Below are 20,904 nucleotides of genomic sequence, written 5' to 3' on the forward strand. Positions count from 1 at the left end.
CCGGCCGCCGGCCGCGCTGACCCGGCCGCCGGCCGCGCTCAGCCGGCCAGCCGCGACCCCGACCGTCCCGCGACGACCTCGAGGCGGGTGGGGATGCGGGTGCGCAGCTCCTCCAGGTGGCTGATCACGCCGACGGTCCGCCCGCCGCGGCGCAGCTCGTCGAGCACGCCCATGACCGCGTCGAGCGCCTGCGCGTCGAGGGTGCCGAAGCCCTCGTCGACGAACAGGGTGTCCATCTGCACCCCGCCGGCCTCGGCGGTGACGACGTCGGCCAGGCCCAGGGCCAGGGCGAGGGAGGCCATGAAGCTCTCCCCGCCCGACAGGGTCTTCGTCGGCCGCCGCACGCCGGTGTACTCGTCGAGGACGTCGAGGCCCAGGCCGCCGCGGGCGCCGTGGCGGCCCAGCGCGTCGCTGTGCAGGAAGGTGTAGCGGCCGCGGGACATCTCCTGCAGCCGCCTGCTGGCCACCTCGGCGACCTGCTCGAGCCGAGCGGCGAGCACGAACGACTGCAGCCGCATCCGCAGCGTGTTCGCCCCGCGCCCGCCGACCAGGTCGGCCAGGCCCGAGACCTGCTCGGCGCGGGCCCGCCGCTCGGCCAGCTCGACCTCGGCCGAGACGACGTCGCCGGCCAGCGCGTCGAGGGCGTCCGCGCAGCGGCGGGCCTGGTCGAGCGCGGTGACGGCGTCCTCGCGGCGGGCGGTCAGCTCCGCGCAGCGCTGCTGCCCGGCCGCGACATCGGGGCGCTCGCCGAGGTCGGCGAGCTCGGGGTCGGCGAGGGTGGCGACGACCACGGCGTGCGCCTCGTCGTGGTCGCGCAGCCGACGGTCCAGCGCGGCCAGCCGGCCGTCCTCCAGCAGGGCGGCGGCCGCCTCCCCCACGCCGGCGAACCCGGCCGCGGCGGCGCGCTGCTCCGCGGCGTCCCGGGCCTCCCCGGCGGCGGTGCGGGCGCGGCCCTCGTCCTCGGCGGCGGCGACGGCGGCCTCGCAGCGGGCGGCCTCGGCGGTGAGCCGCGCGACGCGGGCCGGCAGGTCCCGGTCCTCCCCGCGGGCGGCGTCGAGGCGGGCGGCCAGCTCGGCGTGGGACTCGGCGCGGGCGGCGTGCTCGGCGGTGACCCGCTGCAGCGCCTCGCGGTCGGCGGCCAGCGCCGTGGCGGCGGCGTCGCGCCGCTGCTCGGCCGCCGCCAGCTCGCGGCGGGCGGCCTCCACCCCGCGGGCCAGCGCCGCCACCTCGGCGCGCTCGGCCGCCGCGGCCGCCGCCCGCCCGGCCAGCTCGGCGGCCGGCAGCTCCCCGGCCTGCGCGCGCAGCACCGCGAGCCGCCGCTCGAGCTCCTCGACCGCCCGGCCGGCGGCGGTGCGCCGCTCCTCGGCGGCGTCGACGGCGGCGCGGGCGCGCTCCTCGTCGTCGGCGGTGACCGCGGGGCCGGCCGGCACCGCGGGGCGCGGGTGCTCGGCCGAGCCGCAGACCGGGCAGTCGGCGCCGTCGGTCAGCCCGGCGGCGAGCTCGGCGGCCATGCCCTCCAGCCGGGCGGTGCGGACCTCGACCAGCCGCTCGCGGGCCTCCAGCCAGCCCAGCCGGGCGGCGTCGGCGGCCTTGGCGGCACGGTCGAGCCGGCCGGTCACCTCCGCGGCGCGGGTGGCCGCCTCCAGCGCGGCGCGGGCGGCCTCGTCGGCGGCGGTGAGGCCGGGCAGGCGGGCGGCCGCGGCCTGCGCCGCGTCGAGCCGCGCCTGCGCCGCGGCGACCCGGGCGGGCTCCTCCTCGACGGCGCGGGCGCCGCCGGCGACCCGGCCGGTGAGCCGTTCACCCTCGCGGGCCAGGCGGGCGACCTCGGCGGCCAGGTCCGCGGCGCGGTCGGCCTCGGGCAGCAGGGCCCGCACCGCGGCGGCGGCGTCGCGCAGCTCCCGGGCCGGCTCCGGGCCGGCCGGGCGCCCGCCGGAGACCGCGGCCCAGGCGGCTTCGGCGGCCTCCCGGGCGGTGGCGGTCCGCTCGGCGGCGCGGGCGGCGCGCCCGGCGGCGTCCAGCACGTCGCGCAGCACCTCGGCGCGGCGGCCGGCGTCGGCCCGGTCCCGCAGCGGCGCCAGCTCCGGCTCGCGCGCGGTGAGCCGCTCCAGCTCGGCGCGGGCCCGGTCGCGGCGGGCGTGCCGGTCGGCCAGCGCCCGCGCGGCGGCGAGCTCCGCCTCGGCCCGGGTGCTCGCGGCGGCGGCGTCGTCGGCCTCGGCGGCCGCGGCGACCAGCCGCTCGGCCGCCCGGCCCCGCACCCCGGTCACCCAGGCGCCGACCGAGGCGCCGGGGCGGGCGCCGACCAGCTCGGGGGCGAGTTCCTCGGGCACCTCGACGTCGGCGATCTGGGCGACGCGGTGCAGCAGCGTGCTGACCCGGTGCCGGTCGGCGCGCAGCTCCTCCTCGGCGGCCCGCCGCTCCCCGGCCAGCCAGTCCTCGGCGCGGGCGAACCGGTCGACGTCGAACAGGGTGCGCAGCAGCCGGCCGCGGTCCTCGGGCTCGGCGCGCAGGAAGCGGGCGAAGTCGCCCTGGGGCAGCAGCACCACCTGGCAGAACTGCTCGGCCGACAGGCCCAGCCGCACCCGCAGGTACTCCGAGCCCTCGTCGATGCGGGTGCTCACCGGCTCCCAGCCGTCGGCCGTGTGGCGCTGCACGGTGAGCTTGGCCTGCTCGGTGGTCTCCCCGGTGCCGCGCTTCTTCGGCCGGGTCTGCTCCGGGCGGCGGACGACCAGCAGCCGCTCGCCGGCGAGGGTCAGCTCGCAGGAGACCTCGGTGCGGGTGGCCGCGTCGGCGTGGTCGCTGCGCAGCCGGCGGGCCTCGCCGCGGGCGCCCGGGACGGTGCCGTAGAGCGCGAAGACCACGGCGTCGAGCAGCGTCGTCTTGCCCGCGCCGGTGGGGCCCCAGAGCAGGAACAGCCCGTCGCGGGCCACCTCGTCGACCCGGACGGTCTCGGTGCCGGCGAAGGGCCCGAAGGCGGTGAGGGTGAGGGTGTGCAGCCTCACCGGGCGAGCTCCTCGCGGCCCGCGGCGCCCAGCGCCCGGGCCAGCAGGTCGCGCTCGGCGGGCGTGACGCCCACCCCGCCGCGGACGTGCGCGACGAACTCCCCCGCGACGTCGAGGTCGTCCCGGCCGCGCAGCCGCTCCTGGTAGCTGCGGCCGTCGCCGCCGGCGGTGCCGCCGATCCACTCCAGGTGCACGCACTGGCCGAACCGGGTGCGCAGCGCGCGCATCGGGTCGGCGGGGCGGACGGGGTCGGTGAGCCGGGCGGACACCCATGCCTCCTCGGCGGCGGTGTGGGCGGGGTCGGCGAGCAGGTCGTCGAGGGTGCCGGTGAGCACGGTCAGCGGCCGGGGCGCGGGCAGCGGCACGGACCGGACGCCGGCCAGCCCGCCGGCGTCGAGGTCGACCAGCCACACCTGCTTGTCCTGCCCGGCCTCGCCGAAGGAGTACCCCAGCGGGGAGCCGCTGTAGCGCATCCGGTCGCTGAGGGTCTGCGGGCGGTGCAGGTGCCCCAGCGCCACGTAGTCGACGCCGTCGAACACCGGCGCCGGCACCACGTCGACCCCGCCGACGCAGATGTCGCGCTCGCTATCGCTGGCCACCCCGCCGCCGACGAAGGCGTGCGCGAGCACCACCGAGCGGGTGCCGGGGCGCAGGAACAGGTCGGCGCGCACCCGGTCCATCGCCGCCCGCAGGACGCCCTCGTGGCTGCGCGCGTCCGGCACGCCGAGCTCGTGCCGGGCGATCTCCGGCTCGAGGTAGGGCAGCCCGTAGACGGCGACCTCGCCGTGCGCGTCGGCCAGCAGCACCGGCTCGTCCAGCCGCGCGGTCTCGGCGCGGACGTGCAGCCCGGCCTTGGTCAGCAGCGAGGAGAAGGTGCCCAGCCGCCGCGCCGAGTCGTGGTTGCCCGGGGTGAGGACGACCGTGGCGCCGGCGCCGACCAGGCGGCCGACCACCCGGTCGAGCACGGCCTGCGCGTCGGCCGAGGGCACCGCCCGGTCGTAGACGTCCCCGGCCACGACGACGGCGTCGACGCCCTCGTCGGCCACGACCCGGGCCAGCCCGGACAGCACCGCCTCCTGCTCGGCGAGCAGCTCCGCGCCGTGCAGCGACCGCCCGATGTGCCAGTCCGAGGTGTGCAGCAGCCGCATGGGCGCGCAGGGTAGGTCGGGGGTACGACAGAACCGGGCCAGGCTCGCCGTGACCGGTCGGTCACACCCCGGCGTCGTCGTACCCGTACCGGTCGGCGGCAGCGCCGGCCCAGGGGTCCCCGTCCGCGTCCTCCTCGACCAGCCGGACCAGCAGCTGCTGCACGTCGGCGCAGGCGGGCAGGCGCTCGAGCACCACCGGGCCGCCCTCGCCGGCCGTCTCGACGGTCAGCGTCCCGGAGCGCAGCACCCGCTGCCCGAGCGTCTGGTGGATCGAGACGTCGGTGACGCGCGACAGCGGCACGTCCCGGCCGCGGCGGGACAGCACGCCCGAGCGGACCAGCAGCCGGTGCGTGGTCACGACGGTGTGCGTGGTCCGCCAGCGCAGCACCGGGCGCACGACGAGCACGACGAGGGCGACCAGCACCGCCGCCAGCAGCGCCGACCGGAGCACGCCCTGCTGGCGGCCGGCCGGGACGAGGGCGGCGAGGTAGGAGCCGGCGCCGACGACGGCGAGGAGCCCGACCACGGGCCAGAACAGCGTCGTCCAGTGCGGGTGCAGGTGGACGACGACCTCCTCGTCGTCGGCCAGCAGCCTGTCGGGGTAGGGCACCTCGCCAGGATGACCGAGCGCGGACCGCGCGTCAGGCTCCGGCGGGGCGTGTCCGGACGTGCTGCACGTCCCCGCTGGCCAGCTCCACCGTGCCGCCGTCGGTGCGGACCACCAGCCGGCCGTCCCAGTCGACGGCGGTCGCGGTGCCCGACAGCGCCGACCCGTCGGGCAGCGTGACGGTCACCTCGGCGCCGACCGTCGAGCACCAGGCGAGGTAGTCCGCGGCCAGGCCGGTGGCGACCGGGTCGCCGAGCGCCGCCGTCCAGGCGAGGTAGCGCCGCTCGAGCGCCCGCAGGTAGGCCAGCAGGACCGGCCCCCGGTCGACCGGGGCTCCGGTGACCAGCGCCAGTGACGACCCGGTCGGCGGCAGCTCCTCGCGGCGGGTGCCGACGTTGAGCCCGGTCCCGACGACGACCGCGGGGCGGGCGGGGGCGGACACCGCCTCGGCCAGGATCCCGGCGAGCTTGGCGCCGTCGACCGCGAGCAGGTCGTTGGGCCACTTGAGCGAGGTGCGCACGCCGGTGACCTCGCCGACGGCCTCGGCCAGCGCCACGCCGGTGAGCAGCGGCAGCCAGCCGCGGCGGGCGGCCGGGACGTCGGGGCGCAGGAGCACCGAGACGGTGAGCCCGGCCCGCGGCGGGGAGGTCCAGGTGCGGTCGAGCCGGCCCCGCCCGGCGGCCTGGTGCTCGGCGACGAGGACCGCGCCCTCGTGCAGGTCGTCGTCGGCGGCCCGCTCCGCGAGGACCGCGTTGGTGGAGCCGACCTCCTCGACGACCTCCAGCGAGCGCCACAGCCGGCTGTCCCTGGTGAGCGCGGTCTGCAGCGCCGCGGCGTCGAGCGGGGGGCGGTCCAGCTCCGACCAGCGGGCGGAGGGCGTGTCGGGCACTCCCCTACGCTACGGGCCGTGAGTGCGGCTGAACTGGAGAGCGCCGGCGAGCACGTCCCCGGCGACATCGACATCCACACGACCGCCGGCAAGCTGGCGGACTTCGAGCGCCGCGTCCAGGAGGCCACGCACGCCGGCTCCGAGCGGGCGGTGGAGAAGCAGCACGCGGCGGGCAAGATGACCGCCCGCGAGCGGATCGAGGCGCTGCTGGACCCGGGCTCGTTCACCGAGCTCGACGAGTTCGCCCGCCACCGCTCCACCAACTTCGGCATGGACGCCCGGCGGCCGTTCGGTGACGGCGTCGTCACCGGCTACGGGACGGTCGACGGCCGCCCGGTGTGCGTGTTCTCCCAGGACGTCACCGTCTTCGGCGGCAGCCTCGGCGAGGTCTACGGCGAGAAGATCGTCAAGGTCCTCGACCTGGCCGTCCGCAACGGCTGCCCGGTCATCGGGATCAACGAGGGCGGCGGCGCGCGCATCCAGGAGGGCGTGGTCTCCCTCGGCCTCTACGGCGAGATCTTCCGGCGCAACGTGCACGCCTCCGGCGTCGTCCCGCAGATCTCGCTGGTCATGGGCGCCGCGGCCGGCGGGCACGTCTACTCCCCCGCGCTCACCGACTTCATCGTCATGGTCGACCAGACGAGCCAGATGTTCATCACCGGTCCCGACGTCGTGAAGACCGTGACCGGCGAGGACGTCACCCTCGAGGAGCTCGGCGGCGCCCGCACGCACAACACCAGGTCCGGCGTCGCGCACTACCTGGCCGAGGACGAGGCCGACGCGCTCGACTACGTCAAGGCGCTGCTGTCCTACCTGCCGAGCAACAACCTCGACCCGCTGCCGGCCGTCGAGGTCGCCCCGGCCGACACGACGCCGGACGGCGTCACGGACTCCGACCACGAGCTCGACACGGTCGTCCCGGACTCGCCGAACACCCCCTACGACATGCACACCGTCATCGAGCACGTGCTCGACGACGGCGAGTTCCTCGAGGTGCAGGCGCTGTTCGCGCCGAACATCGTGGTCGGCTTCGGCCGGGTCGAGGGCCGGCCGGTCGGCGTCGTGGCCAACCAGCCCACCCAGTTCGCCGGCACGCTGGACATCGACGCCAGCGAGAAGGCGGCCCGGTTCGTGCGCACCTGCGACGCCTTCAACGTCCCGGTGCTCACCTTCGTCGACGTCCCGGGTTTCCTCCCCGGGACGTCGCAGGAGTGGGAGGGGATCATCCGCCGCGGCGCGAAGCTCATCTACGCCTACGCCGAGGCCACGGTCCCGAAGATCACGGTCATCACGCGCAAGGCGTACGGCGGCGCCTACGACGTCATGGGGTCCAAGCACCTCGGCGCCGACCTGAACCTCGCCTGGCCGACCGCGCAGGTCGCCGTCATGGGCGCCCAGGGCGCGGTGAACATCCTCTACCGGCGCGAGCTGGCCGACTCCCCGGACGCCGACGCCCGCCGCGCGGAGCTCATCACCGAGTACGAGGACGCGCTGCTGTCGCCGTACATCGCGGCCGACCGCGGGTACGTGGACCAGGTGATCCGCCCCTCGGAGACCCGCATCGAGATCACCAAGGCGCTGCGGCTGCTGGCCAACAAGCGCCAGACGCTGCCCCCGAAGAAGCACGGGAACATCCCCCTGTGAGCGGACATCGGCCTGTGAGCGAGGAGCAGCGCCCGCTCCTGCGGGTGGTCCGCGGCGAGCCGACCGACGAGGAGCTCGCCGCCCTGACCGTCGTCGTGGCCGCGCTCTCGCAGCGCCGGCCGCGCCGGCGCCCGACCCCGGTCGGTGCGTGGGCGAGCCGAGCCGACGCGCACCGGCAGCCGCTGCAGCCCGGCCCCGGCGGCTGGCGCGCGTCCGGGCGCTTCGCGTGAGCGAGCTCGCGAGCTCGTGCGGACCACGGGCAGAGCCGCGGCCGCGGACGACGAGCGCCGGGGAGGAGAACGCATGACCGGGACCCGCCGGCTGGTGCTGGCCTCGGCGTCCCCGGCCCGGTTGGCGCTGCTGCGCCAGGCGGGCCTCGCGCCCGAGGTCGTGGTCAGCGACGTCGACGAGACCACGGTGACGGCGCCGCGCGTCGCCGAGCGGGTCGCCCTGCTGGCGTCGGCCAAGGCGTCGGCCGTCGCCGCGCGGGAGGAGGACGCCCTGGTGGTGGGCGCGGACTCGCTGCTGGAGTTCCGCGGCCAGCCGATGGGCAAGCCGGCCGACGCCGCCGAGGCGCGGGAGCGCTGGCGGCGGATGTCGGGCCGCTCGGGCGTGCTGCACACCGGCCAGGCACTGCTCGACGTCCGCGGCGGGGTGGTCGAGTCCCGCGACGTCGTCGTCACCTCGACCGTCGTGTACTTCGCCACCCCGACGGCCGCGGAGGTCGAGGCCTACCTGGCCACGGGCGAGCCGCTGGCGGTCGCGGGCGCGTTCACCCTCGACGGCCTCGGCGCCCCGTTCGTGCGCCGGGTCGAGGGCGACCCGGCGTCGGTGGTCGGGCTGTCGCTGGCCGCGCTGCGGGAGCAGCTGCGCCGCCGCGGACTCACGGTCACCGACCTCTGGCGCCGCTGACCAGCACGGATGCCGCGGCGCTGGCTGCCACCCACCGACCGGCCTAGGGTCCGGCCGTGGACACACGCTCCCTGCGCACGGCGTGGGACACCTTCGGCTCGCGGGACCCGATGTGGGCGGTGCTCACCGAGCCCGACCGCCGCGGCGGGCGCTGGGACCCCGAGGAGTTCTTCGCGACCGGCGTCCGCGTGGTCGACGACGTCATGGCGCTGGCCGACTCCCTCCGGCTGCCGGCCCGGCGGGAGACGGCGCTGGACTTCGGCTGCGGGGTGGGCCGGCTGACCCAGGCCCTGGCCCGGCACTTCGACCGGGTCACCGGGGTGGACATCGCGCCGTCGATGCTCGCCGAGGCGCGCCGGCACGACCCCGAGGGCCGCTGCACCTTCGTCCACAACGAGGCGGCGGACCTGTCGGTGTTCCCCGACGACAGCTTCGACCTGGTGCTGTCGACGATCGTGCTGCAGCACATGCCGCCCGAGCTGTCGCTGCGCTACGCCGAGGAGTTCGGCCGGGTGCTGCGGCCCGGCGGGCTGGCGGTCTTCGCCGTCCCCACCGGCCCGTCGGACACCCTGGTCGGCCGGCTGTACCGGACGGTGCCCCGGCCGCTGGTGCACGCCTACGTCCGGCGGCGGTTCGGCGCGGTGCTGCAGATGCACGGCCTGCCGATGGAGGTCCTGCTGCCCCGCCTGACCGAGCGCGGCCTGGTGGTGCTGCGGGTCCAGCCCGACGACAGCCCGGGGCCCAACTGGCGGGGGTTCCGGTACGCCGTCACCAAGCCGGCCGCCGGCTGAGCCGCGCTCGCGGCTCCCCGCCCTACTGCGGGCGGGCGGGCGGGCGCTGGCTAGAGTCCGACCGGTCCGTCTTCGAGGGAGTACGCCGGTGCAGAAGGTCCTGATCGCCAACCGCGGGGAGATCGCGGTCCGGGTCGCCCGCGCCTGCCGGGACGCCGGGCTGACCAGCGTCGCGGTCTACGCCGAGCCCGACCGCGACGCCCTGCACGTCCGCGTCGCCGACGAGGCGTTCGCCCTGGGCGGGACGACGCCCGGCGACTCCTACCTGGTCATCGACAAGGTCGTCGACGCCGCGAAGCGCTCCGGCGCCGACGCCGTCCACCCCGGCTACGGCTTCCTGTCGGAGAACGCCGACTTCGCCCAGGCCGTCCTCGACGCCGGGCTGACCTGGATCGGCCCCTCCCCCGAGTCGATCGTCGCCCTCGGCGACAAGGTCGCCGCGCGGCACATCGCCACCAAGGCCGGCGCGCCGCTGGTGCCCGGCACCAAGGACCCGGTCTCCGGCGCCGACGAGGTGCTGGCCTTCGCCCGGGAGCACGGCCTGCCGGTGGCGATCAAGGCCGCGTTCGGCGGTGGCGGGCGCGGCCTGAAGGTCGCCCGCACCGAGGAGGAGATCCCGCACCTGTTCGACTCCGCCGTCCGCGAGGCCGTGTCGGCCTTCGGCCGCGGCGAGTGCTTCGTGGAGCGGTTCCTCGACAAGCCGCGGCACGTCGAGGCGCAGGTCCTGGCCGACACGCACGGCAACGTGGTCGTCGTCGGCACCCGCGACTGCTCGCTGCAGCGGCGCAACCAGAAGCTCGTGGAGGAGGCCCCGGCGCCGTTCCTGACCGACGAGCAGCGGGCGCGCATCCACGAGTCGGCCAAGGCGATCTGCCGGGAGGCCGGCTACCACGGCGCCGGCACCGTCGAGTACCTCGTCGGCGTCGACGGCTCGATCTCCTTCCTCGAGGTCAACACCCGTCTGCAGGTGGAGCACCCGGTCAGCGAGGAGACCAGCGGCATCGACCTGGTGCGCCAGCAGTTCCGCATCGCCGAGGGGCTGCCGCTGGAGATCACCGAGGACCCGGCCCCGCGCGGGCACAGCATCGAGTTCCGGATCAACGCCGAGGACGCCGGCCGCAACTTCATGCCGGCCCCCGGCCCGGTCACCCGGCTGGAGATCCCCCAGGGCCCCGGCGTGCGCTGGGACTCCGGCGTCGAGACCGGCGGCGAGGTGGCCGGCGCGTTCGACTCGATGCTGGCCAAGCTGATCGTCACCGGCGCCAGCCGCGCGGAGGCGCTGCAGCGCGCCCGCCGCGCGCTGGACGAGCTGGTCGTCGAGGGCATGCCCACCGTCATCCCGTTCCACCGCGCGGTGGTCCGCGACGAGGCGTTCACCAGCGAGCCGTTCACCGTGCACACCCGCTGGATCGAGACCGAGTGGGACAACCAGGTCCAGCCCTACGGCGCAGCGCCGGCCGGGGCCGACGAGGAGGAGCCGCGGCAGACCGTCGTCGTCGAGGTCGGCGGGCGGCGGCTGGAGGTCTCCCTGCCCGCCGTGCTGGCCGCGGGCGGCGGGGCGCCGGTGGCCGCCGGCGGTGGCGCCAAGCCGCGCAAGCGGGGCTCGGGCCACGGCGGGTCCGCGGTGTCCGGCGACTCCCTGACCTCGCCGATGCAGGGCACGATCGTGAAGGTCGCCGTCGAGGACGGTGACACCGTCGAGGCCGGTGACCTCGTCGTCGTCCTCGAGGCGATGAAGATGGAGCAGCCCCTCACCGCGCACAAGGCGGGCACCGTGACCGGGCTGTCGGCCGAGGTCGGCGCCACCGTCACCAGCGGCGCGGTCATCTGCACGATCGCCGACGCCGAGTAGAGGCCGCGCGGCCGGGTCAGCCCAGGCTCACCGTCACCTGACCGCCCCGCACCGTGATGCGGCCGCGCTGGAACGCCTGGCTCACGCTGCCGTCGGCGGCCGTGACGGCGTTGCCCAGCGGGTAGCCGAGCTGCCCGGACTCGCCCCAGTGGGAGTCGTAGACCGGGGAGATCGGCTGCAGCACCGCGTACGCGCCGGTGGCCGGCGACGTGTGGATGCGGCCGAACTGGAACGCCTGCGTCCACCCGTTGCCCGGCGTCGGGTACCGGGCCCCGACGGGGTAGCCCAGGACGCCGGACTCGCCCCACAGCGGGTCGTAGGCCTTCGAGATGTCCCCGTACACCGCGTGCGCGCCCGTCCCCGGGGACGTGTGGATCCGGCCGAACTGGAACGCCTGCGTCCACCCGTTCCCCGGCGTCGGGTACCGGTCGCTGATCGGGTAGCCGAGCACCCCGGACTCGCCCCACAGCGGGTCGTAGGCCCTCGAGATGTCGCCGTACACGGCGTGCGCGCCGCTGGCCGGCGAGGTGTGGATGCGGCCGAACTGGAACGCCTGGGTCCAGCCGTTCCCGGGCGTGGGGTAGCGGTCGCTCACCGGGTAGCCGAGCACCCCGGACTCGCCCCACAGCGGGTCGTAGGCCCTCGAGATGTCCCCGTACACGGCGTGGGCGCCCGTTCCGGGTGACCAGTGGATGCGCCCGTTCTGGAAGGCCTGGGTGATGCCGCCCCCGGCCGTGCCGTAGCGGGCGCCCACCGGGTAGCCCAGCACCCCCGACTCCCCGCGCAGCGCGTCGTAGGCGCCCGAGACCGGGCCGTACACCGCGTGCGCGCCGCTGGCCGGCGAGGTGTGGATCCGGCCGAACTGGAACGCCTGCGTCCACCCGTTCCCGGGCGTCGGGTACCGGTCGCTCACCGGGTAGCCGAGCACCCCGGACTCGCCCCACAGCGGGTCGTAGGCCTTCGAGATGTCGCCGTACACCGCGTGCGCGCCCGTCCCCGGGGACGTGTGGATCCGGCCGAACTGGAACGCCTGCGTCCACCCGTTCCCCGGCGTCGGGTACCGGTCGCCGATCGGGTAGCCGAGCACCCCCGACTCGCCCCACAGCGGGTCGTAGGCCCTCGAGATGTCCCCGTACACGGCGTGCGCCCCCGTGGCGGCCGACCAGTGGATGCGCCCGTTCTGGTACGCCTGGGTCAGGCCGCCCCCGGTGGTGGCGTAGGCCGCGCCGACGCGGGCCCCCAGCGGGCCGGTGCTGCCGCCGGTGGCCGCGTACGCCGCGGCGACGGCACTCGTGCCGGCGTCGGCCCCCGACGGCGTGACGGCCGTGCTCGGCGCGCCGGCCGGGCCGGTGCCGACGGCGTTGGTGGCGGTCACCGTGAACGTGTAGGACGTGCCGTTGGTCAGGCCGGTCACCGTCGCGCTCGTCGCCCCGGTGGTGGTGGCGGTGGCGCCGCCGGGCGCGGCCGTGACGGTGTAGCCGGTCACCGGGCTGCCGTTGTCGGCGGCCGGGGACCAGGACACGGTCGCCGACCGGTCGCCGGCCGTGGCGGTGACGCCGGCCGGGGCGCCGGGACTCGTCGCCACGGTGGACGAGACCGTCACGGTCGCCTCGGGACCCGCCTGCCCCCAGGCGTCGACGACGGCGACCGCGTAGTCGCGCGACGTCCCGGCCGGCGGGGCGGCGACCGCGGCACCGGCCGTCTGCGGGGTGGCCACGACGGCGCCGTCGGCGGCGACGCGGTAGGTGTACGCGACGCCCACGTCGTCCCAGGTGAGCAGGGCGCGGTCGGCGTCGGTCCGGCCGGTCAGGCCGGTGACCGCCCCGGGCGGGGCGGGACGTCCGCTGCCGGTGACCACGGCCTCGGAGAAGCCGGACTGGCGGCCGAGGTCGTCCACCCCGCGCAGCTGCCAGCGGGTCTCCTGGGTGGGCATCGCGCCGATGCCGATGCCGACCGTCCGCGGTGTACCGGTCAGGCTCACGGCGTAGACGCCGATGCTGACGCCGTCGCGGTAGAGGGCCACCTTCGGCACCGCGGGGCCGGCGACCGACGCGGTCACGTCGAGGACCGCGCTGGTGGCGGTGCCCCGCAGCGTCGCGGAGTGCAGCGTCGGCGTCGCGGGGGCCGCGGGGCCGACCGTGGCGAGGGCCGCCGCGCTCCGCGCCCCGCCGTCGGCCTGGACGTCGACGGCGACCTGGTTGCCGTCGGTGAGCCCGGTGACCCGCGCCGTGGTGCCGGTGACGGTGGCCCGCACGGCGCCGTCGACGCGCACGGTGTAGGAGGTGGCCCCGGCGACCGGCGCCCAGCTCACGTCCAGGGTGCCCGGGGACGGCACGACCGTGGGCGCGGCGCCGGCGCGGTCGGCGGCGGCGAAGGCGGCCGGGACCGACAGGCGGCCGGCGCCCCAGGCGCGGTCCCACGTGCCGCTGCTGTCGGCGCCGGCCTGCAGGGCCGCCTGCACCTGCTCGGGCGTGATGCCGGGGTGGCTCGCCCGCAGCAGGGCGACGGCGCCGGCGACGGCCGGACCGGAGAACGAGGTGCCGCTGCCGCTGCCGTACCCGTCGCCGGGCATCGGCAGCAGGACGCTCTCGCCGACGGTGGCGACGTCGGCCTGCCAGCCGTGCACCGCCCAGTCGGCCGGGGCCCCGGTCGGCGTGGTGGCGGAGACGGCGACGACCCCGCTGTTGGCGGCCGGGTACATGACCGGGTTGCCGTTGAGCCCGTCGTTGCCGGTGGAGGCCACGACCGGGACACCCCGGTCGAGGGCGTAGCGGATGGCGACCCCGGTGACGTCGGAGTAACCGGCGCCGGCGAGGGACATGTTGACGACGTCGGCGCCGTGGTCGACGGCCCAGAGGATCCCGCGGGCCACCGCGGCGGAGGGGCAGCTCGGCGCGCACACGCGGACGGGCATGATCCGCGCCTCCGGGGCCATGCCGGCGCTGCCGATCCCGTTGTCGGCGCGCGCGGCGATCACGCCGGCCACGCCGGTCCCGTGCCACTCGCCGTCGGGTGCCGCGCCGGTCGTGTCCGTACCCGGGACGAACGCGCCCGCGAGGTCGGGGTGGGTGGTGTCGACGGTGGTGTCGAGGACGGCCACGACCTGGCCGGCCCCGCGGGTCCTCGGCCACACCTCCCGGACGGCGCCGACCTGCTGCGGGTCGTCGGCCTCCCAGAACGGGTCGCCGCCCTGCGGCCGGTAGGTCACCGACGGGCTCGCCTCGACGACGTCGGCGCGCGCCTCGAGGGAGGCCTCCGTCCGGTCGGCGCTGCCGCCGGGCACGGAGACGGTCTCGACGACGTACTCGCCGTCGACGACCTTGAGCACGTCGATGGTGACCGACTCGTCCGCCGCGTGCGCAGGAGCCGCGACGAGGACGAGCAGCGTGGTGGTGACCGCCCCGGTCAGGGCGGCGCCGAGCCGGGACAGGCTCCGGGTACGCGACATGGCACGCGTATCGGCACGGGTCCGTCCGTGGCTGAGGTGTCGCCGGCGTCCGTCCCCCGAGGGGGTCAGGAGGCGTAGGTGACCCGCGTCCCGAGGGACGAGGAGGTGACGCTGCCGCCCTGGAAGTCCTGCCGGTACACGTCGGGGCGGATCCAGGCGCCGTGCCGGACGGGATAGCCCAGCCGGCCCGCCTCCCCGCCCACGGCGTCGTACGCGCGCGAGACGGCACCGGTGACCGGAATGGCGCCGGTCGCGGGCGACCAGTGGATCCGCCCGTTCTGGAAGGCCTGCGTCACCCCGCCGCCCACCGTCGGGTACGGCTCGGTGACCGGGTAGCCCAGCACGCCGGACTCGCCCCAGAGCCGGTCGTACTCGAAGCGGCCGGGGCCGTGCACGGCGTGCGCCCCGGTGCCGGGCGACCAGTGGATCCGACCGTTCTGGAACGCCTGCGTCCAGCCGCCCTGCGCGGTCGGGTAGCGGGCCGCGACCGGGTAGCCGAGCACGCCGGACTCGCCCCACAGCGGGTCGTAGGCCCGGCCGATCACCGACAGCACCGCGTGCCCGCCGGTCGCCGGGGACCAGTGGATCCGCCCGTTCTGGAACGCCTGGGTCACCCCGCCGTTCGCCGTGGGGTAGCGGTCGGTGACCGGGTAGCCGAGCACCCCGGACTCGCCCCACAGCGGGTCGTAGGCCCTCGAGACCTCGCCGTGGACCGCGTGGCCCCCGGTCGCGGGCGACCAGTGGATGCGGCCGTTCTGGAACGCCTGGGTCACGCCGCCGTTGGCGGTCGCGTACCGCTCCCCCACCGGGTAGCCCAGCACGCCGGACTCGCCCCACAGCGGGTCGTACGCGCGGGAGACGTCGCCGTACACCGCGTGTGCCCCCGTGGCGGCCGACCAGTGGATCCGCCCGTGCTGGAACGCCTGCGTCGCGCCGCCGTTCGCCGTCGCGTACTGGTCGCCCACCGGGTAGCCGAGCGGACCGGACTCGCCCCACAGCGGGTCGTACGCCGCGCCGATGACCGCGCCGACGAGGTGCGCACCGGTCGCCGGGGACCAGTGGATGCGGCCCCACCGGAACGCCTGCGTCCACCCGCCGTCCCGGGTCGCGTACTGCTCCCCGGTCGGGTAGCCGATGCCGCTCCCGGAGGAGTCCCCCCGCCGGCGGTACTCCTCGAGCAGGACGCCGCGGACGACGTGCGCGCCCGTCGCCGGCGAGTGGTAGACGCTGCCGCCGGGGAAGTGCTGCACGCACCCGCCCCACGGCAGCCCGCAGGTGGCCGGCCAGCCCGGGGTGCCGAGCCCGCCGTCGGCCGCCGCCGCGGCCGCGATCGCCGCCGGGCCGGCGGGCACGACCTCCACCGTGGCCTGCTCGGGGGTGACGGCCCGGACCGCGACGGTGACGTCGCCGCCCGAGACCGGGACCGCGCGCCCGTCCGCGGGCAGCACGACCTGCACGTCGGCGCTCCAGCCACTGCTCGCCGACGGCGTGCCGTCGAGCAGGAGCGTGTCGTCGTCCTGCCCCGGCGCGGTGCGGCGCAGCAGCACGCCCGGCTGCGGCGCGGCGGGACCGAGCTGCCCCAGCCAGCTGTCGCGGCCGGTGCCGCCGGCGGGCCGGTACTCCAGCCAGTAGACGGCGCCGTCAGCGTCGGTGAACCGCAGCGCGTGGGCCCGGTCGGCGGTCCTCGCGTCCCAGCGCGGGAGGACGTAGGTGCCGCCGTCCGGGCCGACGTCCATGGCGGGGAGGTACGACACGACCTGGGCGACGTGCGGCGCGGACAGCGAGCCCAGCCGCTCCCACGAGAAGCCCATGACGTCGTAGTAGTCGGCGTAGGACGAGGTCCGGCAGGTGCCGGTCTCCACCGAGCGGTCGCACTGCAGCGCCGAGGCGTGCCCGAGGCCGAGGTTGTGGCCGAGCTCGTGGGCGATGACCGAGGTGCCGGTGTCCTGGACGTAGGCCACTCCCCCCTCGGCCATCGACCCGCTGACGGTGCCCAGGCCGTAGGCGCAGCCGGGCGCGTCCCGCGGCACGTAGACGAGCAGGTGCTCCCCGCGGTACGGGGTCCAGCCCGCCGCCCGGGCCGCCGCGTCCCACAGGGCGAAGGGGTCCTCGCAGGTGGCGGTGCTGGGGATCCAGTCCGTCCGGCTCACGACGCCGAACCGGATGCTGCCGCCGGTCTGCTGCGACCAGTAGTCGGCCACCGGGCCGTCCACCGCGGCGACGACGTCGGCGAGCGTGGTGGGGTCGGCCGCCCGCTGGGCCGCGGCGTCGGCCGGCTGCACCATGACCACGCGCACCGGGTGGTTGACCGGCTCCGTCGCCGGGGCGGTCGGCGGCCGGTCGGCCGCGGCGACCACCTCGGCGGACAGCACCTCGTGTGCGGGCTCCAGGCCGTCCTCCGAGGCGGCGTCCTCGACGGGACCGCCCAGGGTCACCTCGACGGTCGCGCCGGCCTCGGCGCCGCCCAGGTCCTCGGTGGGGACGCGCACGGTCTCCCCCGGCGCGGTCCGGATCCAGCTCAGCAGCCCGGGGTCCTCCGCCGCGCCGTGGTGGCGCCCCGGCGTCTCGGGGTCGGCGTAGGCCTGGACCAGCCGGCCGACGACGGTGTCGCCGGCGGCCGGGGCCCCGTCCTCCGCCCGGGCGGCCGGGACGCCGCCGACCAGGGAGAGGACGGCCGCCACGGCGACGGCGGCGGCTGCGAGGCGCGGACGGCGGTCGACGTGCACGGCTCCTCCATCGGCAGCCGCGGCGCCGGACCGCACCCGGACGGGCAGGTCAGCCGCGGCGCAGCCGCGGGAGGACCCGCCGGGTGGCCAGCACGGTCCCGCCGAGGCCGGCGACGCCGCCGGCCGCGAGCGCCGGGGTGGCCCAGCCGCTGCCGGCGGGCTCGGTGGCGGCCGCCTCGACCGGTGCCGCGGCGACCGGGGCGGGGTCCTCGACCGCGGGCGCCGGGGCCTGCGGCGCGACGGCGGGTGCGGGCGGCGCGACGGGGGGTGCGGGCGGCGCGGCCGGGACGGCGGCGGGCGCGGGGGCGGCCGCCCCGGGGCTGCCGGGCAGGACCTGCGGCGCCGGGGCGGCCGGGGCGGGGGCCGGGACGGCGGCCGCCGCGGACGTGCGGACGACGGTCACCGTGGCGCCGGCCGGGGTGACCGCGTCCAGGGTGACGGTCAGCGCGCCGCCGGCGACGGCGACCGGCACGCCCGGCACCAGCGCCGTCTGCAGGTCCGTCTCCCAGCCGGCCGCGGCCGACGGGCTGCCGTCGAGCAGCAGCGAGGTGTCCGGCATCCCGCCGGCGCGGTGCAGCAGCACGCCGCTGTCGAGCCGGTAGCGGTTGTCCGAGGTCAGCCACGCGTCGCGGCCGACGGCGGTGCGGTACTCCAGCCAGTAGTCGGTGCCGGCGGCGTCGGTCAGGCGCAGCGCCCGGGTGCCGGTACCGCCGCCGAGGGGCGCGAGGGTGGCCGTCGTCGTCCCGTCGCCTGCGGTCTGCACGGCCGCGGCCGGGAGCACGCCGAGCCGGTCGGCCTGGGCGGCGGTGAGCGCGCCGATCCGGTCCCAGGAGACGCCCATGACGTCGTAGAAGTCGCGGTAGGCGGCGGTGCGGCAGGCGCCGGTCTCGACGGTGCCGTCGCACTGCAGGGCGCTCGAGTGGCCCAGGCCGAAGTTGTGGCCGAGCTCGTGGGCGACGACCGAGGCCAGGTCGTCACGGACGTAGAGCCGCCCGCCCGAGGCGGGACCCGTACCGACCTGCCCCAGGGCGTAGGAGCAGCCGGGCAGGTCCTGCGGCCGGCTGCTGACGTAGAGCAGCAGGTGCCGGCCGGGGCCGGCCTGGAAGCCGACACGCGCGGCGACCTCGTCCCACAGCGCGGTGGGGTCGGCGCAGCCGGAGGCGGTGGTCATCCAGTCGTGGGCGGCGGTGACCCCGACGGTCACCGCGCCGCCGGTCTGCTGCGCCCAGAAGGCCGCGACGTCGCCGTTGACCGTGTCGACGACGTCCGCGAGCGCGGTGCCGTCCGGGGTGCCGCCGGCGGGCGCGACCATCGCGACGGTCACCTGGTTGGTGACCGAGCCGGCCGGGACCGTGGTCGCCGCCCGCGCGGTGCGCACGACCTGCGTGTCGAGCACCTCGAGCGCCGGCTCGTAGCCGTCCTCGGCGGCCTCGTCGTCGGCGGTGCCGCCGACGGTCACCTCGACGGTGCTGCCGACGTCGATGCCGGCGACCGCGTCGGTCGGCACGCGCACCGAGGTGCCGTCGGCGCCCTCGACGAAGGTCAGCGGCTGCTCGTGCGACTCCCCCGCGTGCTGGCCCTCGAGCGAGGTCTCCGGCCAGGCCTGCACGAGCTCCCCGACCACGGTGGTGGCACCGGCGTCGGCCTGCGCCACGGCCACCGGCCCGGTGCACAGCGCGACGACGGCGCCGGCGAGGGCGATGGCCCGCGGGAAGGACCGCGACAGGACTCGGGAGGCGTGCATCCCTCCCGGCATCGGCGGGCCGGGGTCCCAGGTGTACCACCCGGGACCCCACCCGTCACAGGCGCCGCGACGGCCCCGTCCCGCGCGCCCCGGCCGTCACGGGCGTCACGCCAGCGCGTCGGCCCCCATCAGCCTCCGGCCGGCCTCGGTGATCGAGCCCGACAGCGACGGGTAGATGGCGAAGGTGTGCGCGAGGTCGCTCACGGTCAGGCCCTTGGTGACCGCGAGCGCGATCGGCAGGATCAGCTCGCTGGCGCCGGGCGACACGACCACCCCGCCGACGACGACGCCGGTGGCCTTGCGGGCGAACAGCTTCACGAACCCGGCGTGCAGGTCGCTCATCTTCGCCCGAGCGTTGGTTGCCAGCGGCAGCCGGACGACGTCGAGGTCGTGGCCCTCGGGCAGCGTCTTCTCCTGCACGCCGACCGTGGCGATCTCCGGGTGGGTGAACACGTTGGCGGCCACCGTCTTGAGCCGGATCGGCTGCACCGCCTCGCCGAGCGCGTGCCACATGGCGATCCGGCCCTGCATGGCCGCGACGCTGGCGAGCTGGAAGACGCCCGTGACGTCACCGGCGGCGTAGATGCCGGGCACGTTGGTGCGCGACACCCGGTCGACGACGACGTGGCCGGACTCGCGCAGCTCCACGCCGCACGCCTCGAGGTTCAGGCCGGCGGTGTTCGGCACGGTCCCGACGGTCATCAGCGCGTGCGAGCCCTCGACGGTGCGCCCGTCGGTGAGCTCGACCAGCACGCCCTTCTCGGTGCGCGTCACGGACGCGGCGCGGCCGCGCTCGGCGATCCGCCCGCCGCGGGCCTGGAAGACCTCGGCGATGACGTCGGCGGCGTCGGCGTCCTCGCCGGGCAGCACCTGGTCGCGGGAGGAGACGAGGGTGACCGGCACGCCGGCCTCCAGGTAGCCGGAGGCGAACTCCGCGCCGGTGACGCCCGACCCCACGACGACGAGGTGCTCCGGCATCTCGTCGAGGTCGTAGAGCTGGCGCCAGTCGAGGATCCGCTCACCGTCGGGCTCGCTGCCGGGCAGCACGCGTGGGTCGGCGCCGGTGGCGATGAGGACGACGTCGCACTCCAGCGTCTCCCGCACCCCGCCGTCGCGGTCGAGGACCTCGACGCGGTGCTCGACCAGCCCCCGGACGTCGTCGGCGAGCCGGCCCTGCCCGGAGACGAGGCGCACGCCCTCGGCCTCGAGCCGGGCGTGGATGTCGGCCGACTGCGCGACGGCCAGGCCCTTGACGCGGGCGTTGACGGTGGCGAGGTCGAGGCCGACGGTGGCCAGGTCGGCGCCGCGCAGGCCGAGGACGCTGGAGTCCCGGACCGACGTCATGGTGCCCGCGGCGGCGATGAAGGTCTTCGAGGGCACGCAGTCGGTGAGGACGCTGGCGCCCCCCAGGCCGTCGCGTTCCACGACGGTGACCTGCGCACCGAGAGAGGCGGCCACCAGCGCGGCCTCGTAGCCGGCCGGGCCGCCGCCGATGATGACGATGCGGGTCATGCGGGTCTCCTGCGTCGTGGACCGGGGGTTCGCCGTCCATCCTCCCAGCCCGGGCGGGCGGTGTCGGCAGGCTCACGGGGTCGCGCGGGCCACAGCGGCCGTAGGCTCGGTCGGCGATGGGTCTCTACGCCGCGTACGGGTCCAACATGGACCCCGAGCAGATGCTGCGCCGCTGCCCGTCCTCACCGCACGTCGGCACCGGCTGGATCCGCGGCTGGCGGCTCGCCTTCGGCGGCGAGGAGTACGGCTGGGAGGGCGCGCTGGCCACCCTCGTGCCCGCCGAGGACCGCGAGGCGCCCGGCGTGTTCGTCGCCCTCTACGACCTCACGCCCGCCGACGAGCGCGACCTCGACGCCTGGGAGGGCGCCGACCGCGGGCTCTACCGCAAGCTCAACCTGCGGGTGCACACCCTCGGCGGCGACGTCGTCGCCTACGTCTACGCGCTGGACGCCTTCGAGGGCGGGCTGCCCTCGGCGCGGCACCTGGGCGCGATCGCCGACGCCGCCGAGGCCGCCGGTGCACCCGACGACTACCTCGCCGAGCTCCGCGCCCGCGACTGCCGCTCCACCTTCTGACCACTTCTGCCGCGCCCTCGCGGCCGGTTCCCCCGCGATCACGGAGTTCGCGTGGCG

At 77.0% G+C, this 20,904-nt stretch carries 14 protein-coding genes; 6 read left to right on the forward strand and 8 right to left on the reverse strand.

Features of this window, described 5'->3' with window-relative positions:
• Window positions 1-38: 38 nt before the first annotated feature.
• The 4 genes from ACI79Z_RS00065 to ACI79Z_RS00080 form a co-directional block, all read right to left on the reverse strand.
• Window positions 39-2,999, reverse strand: a complete 2,961-nt coding sequence (locus ACI79Z_RS00065) for an AAA family ATPase (RefSeq protein ID WP_456901338.1) — start codon at window positions 2,997-2,999, stop codon at window positions 39-41.
• Entirely contained in the window at window positions 2,996-4,147 is a 1,152-nt protein-coding gene (locus tag ACI79Z_RS00070; protein ID WP_456901339.1) for an exonuclease SbcCD subunit D, read from the reverse strand. Before ACI79Z_RS00070 ends, ACI79Z_RS00065 begins: the two co-directional genes overlap by 4 nt.
• A 61-nt stretch (window positions 4,148-4,208) precedes the next feature.
• The gene (locus ACI79Z_RS00075) at window positions 4,209-4,757 is read right to left on the reverse strand and encodes a PH domain-containing protein (RefSeq protein WP_387994349.1); all 549 of its coding nucleotides are present in this window, start codon (window positions 4,755-4,757) and stop codon (window positions 4,209-4,211) included.
• Window positions 4,758-4,788: 31 nt separating this feature from the next.
• Window positions 4,789-5,643 (reverse strand): biotin--[acetyl-CoA-carboxylase] ligase, encoded by an 855-nt coding sequence (locus tag ACI79Z_RS00080; protein ID WP_456901340.1) that lies wholly within the window; start codon window positions 5,641-5,643, stop codon window positions 4,789-4,791.
• Between the two features lie 18 nt (window positions 5,644-5,661).
• Between ACI79Z_RS00080 and ACI79Z_RS00085 the strand changes: the two genes are divergently transcribed.
• From ACI79Z_RS00085 to ACI79Z_RS00105, 5 genes are all read left to right on the forward strand, one after another.
• The gene (locus ACI79Z_RS00085) at window positions 5,662-7,287 is read left to right on the forward strand and encodes an acyl-CoA carboxylase subunit beta (protein WP_456901341.1); all 1,626 of its coding nucleotides are present in this window, start codon (window positions 5,662-5,664) and stop codon (window positions 7,285-7,287) included.
• Window positions 7,288-7,301: 14 nt separating this feature from the next.
• Entirely contained in the window at window positions 7,302-7,517 is a 216-nt protein-coding gene (locus tag ACI79Z_RS00090; RefSeq protein WP_387994340.1) for an acyl-CoA carboxylase subunit epsilon, read from the forward strand.
• Window positions 7,518-7,590: 73 nt separating this feature from the next.
• Window positions 7,591-8,199 (forward strand): Maf family protein, encoded by a 609-nt coding sequence (locus tag ACI79Z_RS00095; protein WP_387994337.1) that lies wholly within the window; start codon window positions 7,591-7,593, stop codon window positions 8,197-8,199.
• Between the two features lie 56 nt (window positions 8,200-8,255).
• Entirely contained in the window at window positions 8,256-8,990 is a 735-nt protein-coding gene (locus ACI79Z_RS00100) for a class I SAM-dependent methyltransferase (protein ID WP_387994335.1), read from the forward strand.
• A gap of 88 nt (window positions 8,991-9,078) precedes the next feature.
• Window positions 9,079-10,842 carry an acetyl/propionyl/methylcrotonyl-CoA carboxylase subunit alpha gene (locus ACI79Z_RS00105; RefSeq protein WP_456901342.1) on the forward strand — a complete coding sequence of 588 codons (1,764 nt, stop codon included), beginning with the start codon at window positions 9,079-9,081 and terminating at the stop codon, window positions 10,840-10,842.
• Window positions 10,843-10,858: 16 nt separating this feature from the next.
• On the opposite strand, the gene ACI79Z_RS00110 is transcribed toward ACI79Z_RS00105, so the two are convergent.
• The 4 genes from ACI79Z_RS00110 to ACI79Z_RS00125 all read right to left on the reverse strand — a co-directional run bounded on the left by ACI79Z_RS00110 (window position 10,859) and on the right by ACI79Z_RS00125 (window position 20,320).
• Window positions 10,859-14,290, reverse strand: coding sequence for a S8 family serine peptidase (locus ACI79Z_RS00110; protein WP_456901343.1), 3,432 nt, complete (start codon window positions 14,288-14,290; stop codon window positions 10,859-10,861).
• A gap of 65 nt (window positions 14,291-14,355) precedes the next feature.
• Entirely contained in the window at window positions 14,356-17,016 is a 2,661-nt protein-coding gene (locus ACI79Z_RS00115; RefSeq protein WP_456901344.1) for a reprolysin-like metallopeptidase, read from the reverse strand.
• Window positions 17,017-17,065: 49 nt separating this feature from the next.
• Window positions 17,066-18,760 carry a reprolysin-like metallopeptidase gene (locus ACI79Z_RS00120; RefSeq protein ID WP_456901345.1) on the reverse strand — a complete coding sequence of 565 codons (1,695 nt, stop codon included), beginning with the start codon at window positions 18,758-18,760 and terminating at the stop codon, window positions 17,066-17,068.
• Window positions 18,761-18,865: 105 nt separating this feature from the next.
• Window positions 18,866-20,320 carry an NAD(P)H-quinone dehydrogenase gene (locus ACI79Z_RS00125; RefSeq protein ID WP_387987843.1) on the reverse strand — a complete coding sequence of 485 codons (1,455 nt, stop codon included), beginning with the start codon at window positions 20,318-20,320 and terminating at the stop codon, window positions 18,866-18,868.
• A gap of 68 nt (window positions 20,321-20,388) precedes the next feature.
• Between ACI79Z_RS00125 and ACI79Z_RS00130 the strand changes: the two genes are divergently transcribed.
• Window positions 20,389-20,847, forward strand: coding sequence for a gamma-glutamylcyclotransferase family protein (locus ACI79Z_RS00130; protein WP_456901346.1), 459 nt, complete (start codon window positions 20,389-20,391; stop codon window positions 20,845-20,847).
• Window positions 20,848-20,904 lie beyond the last annotated feature (57 nt).

It is taken from the genome of Geodermatophilus sp. SYSU D00663 (assembly GCF_054050655.1).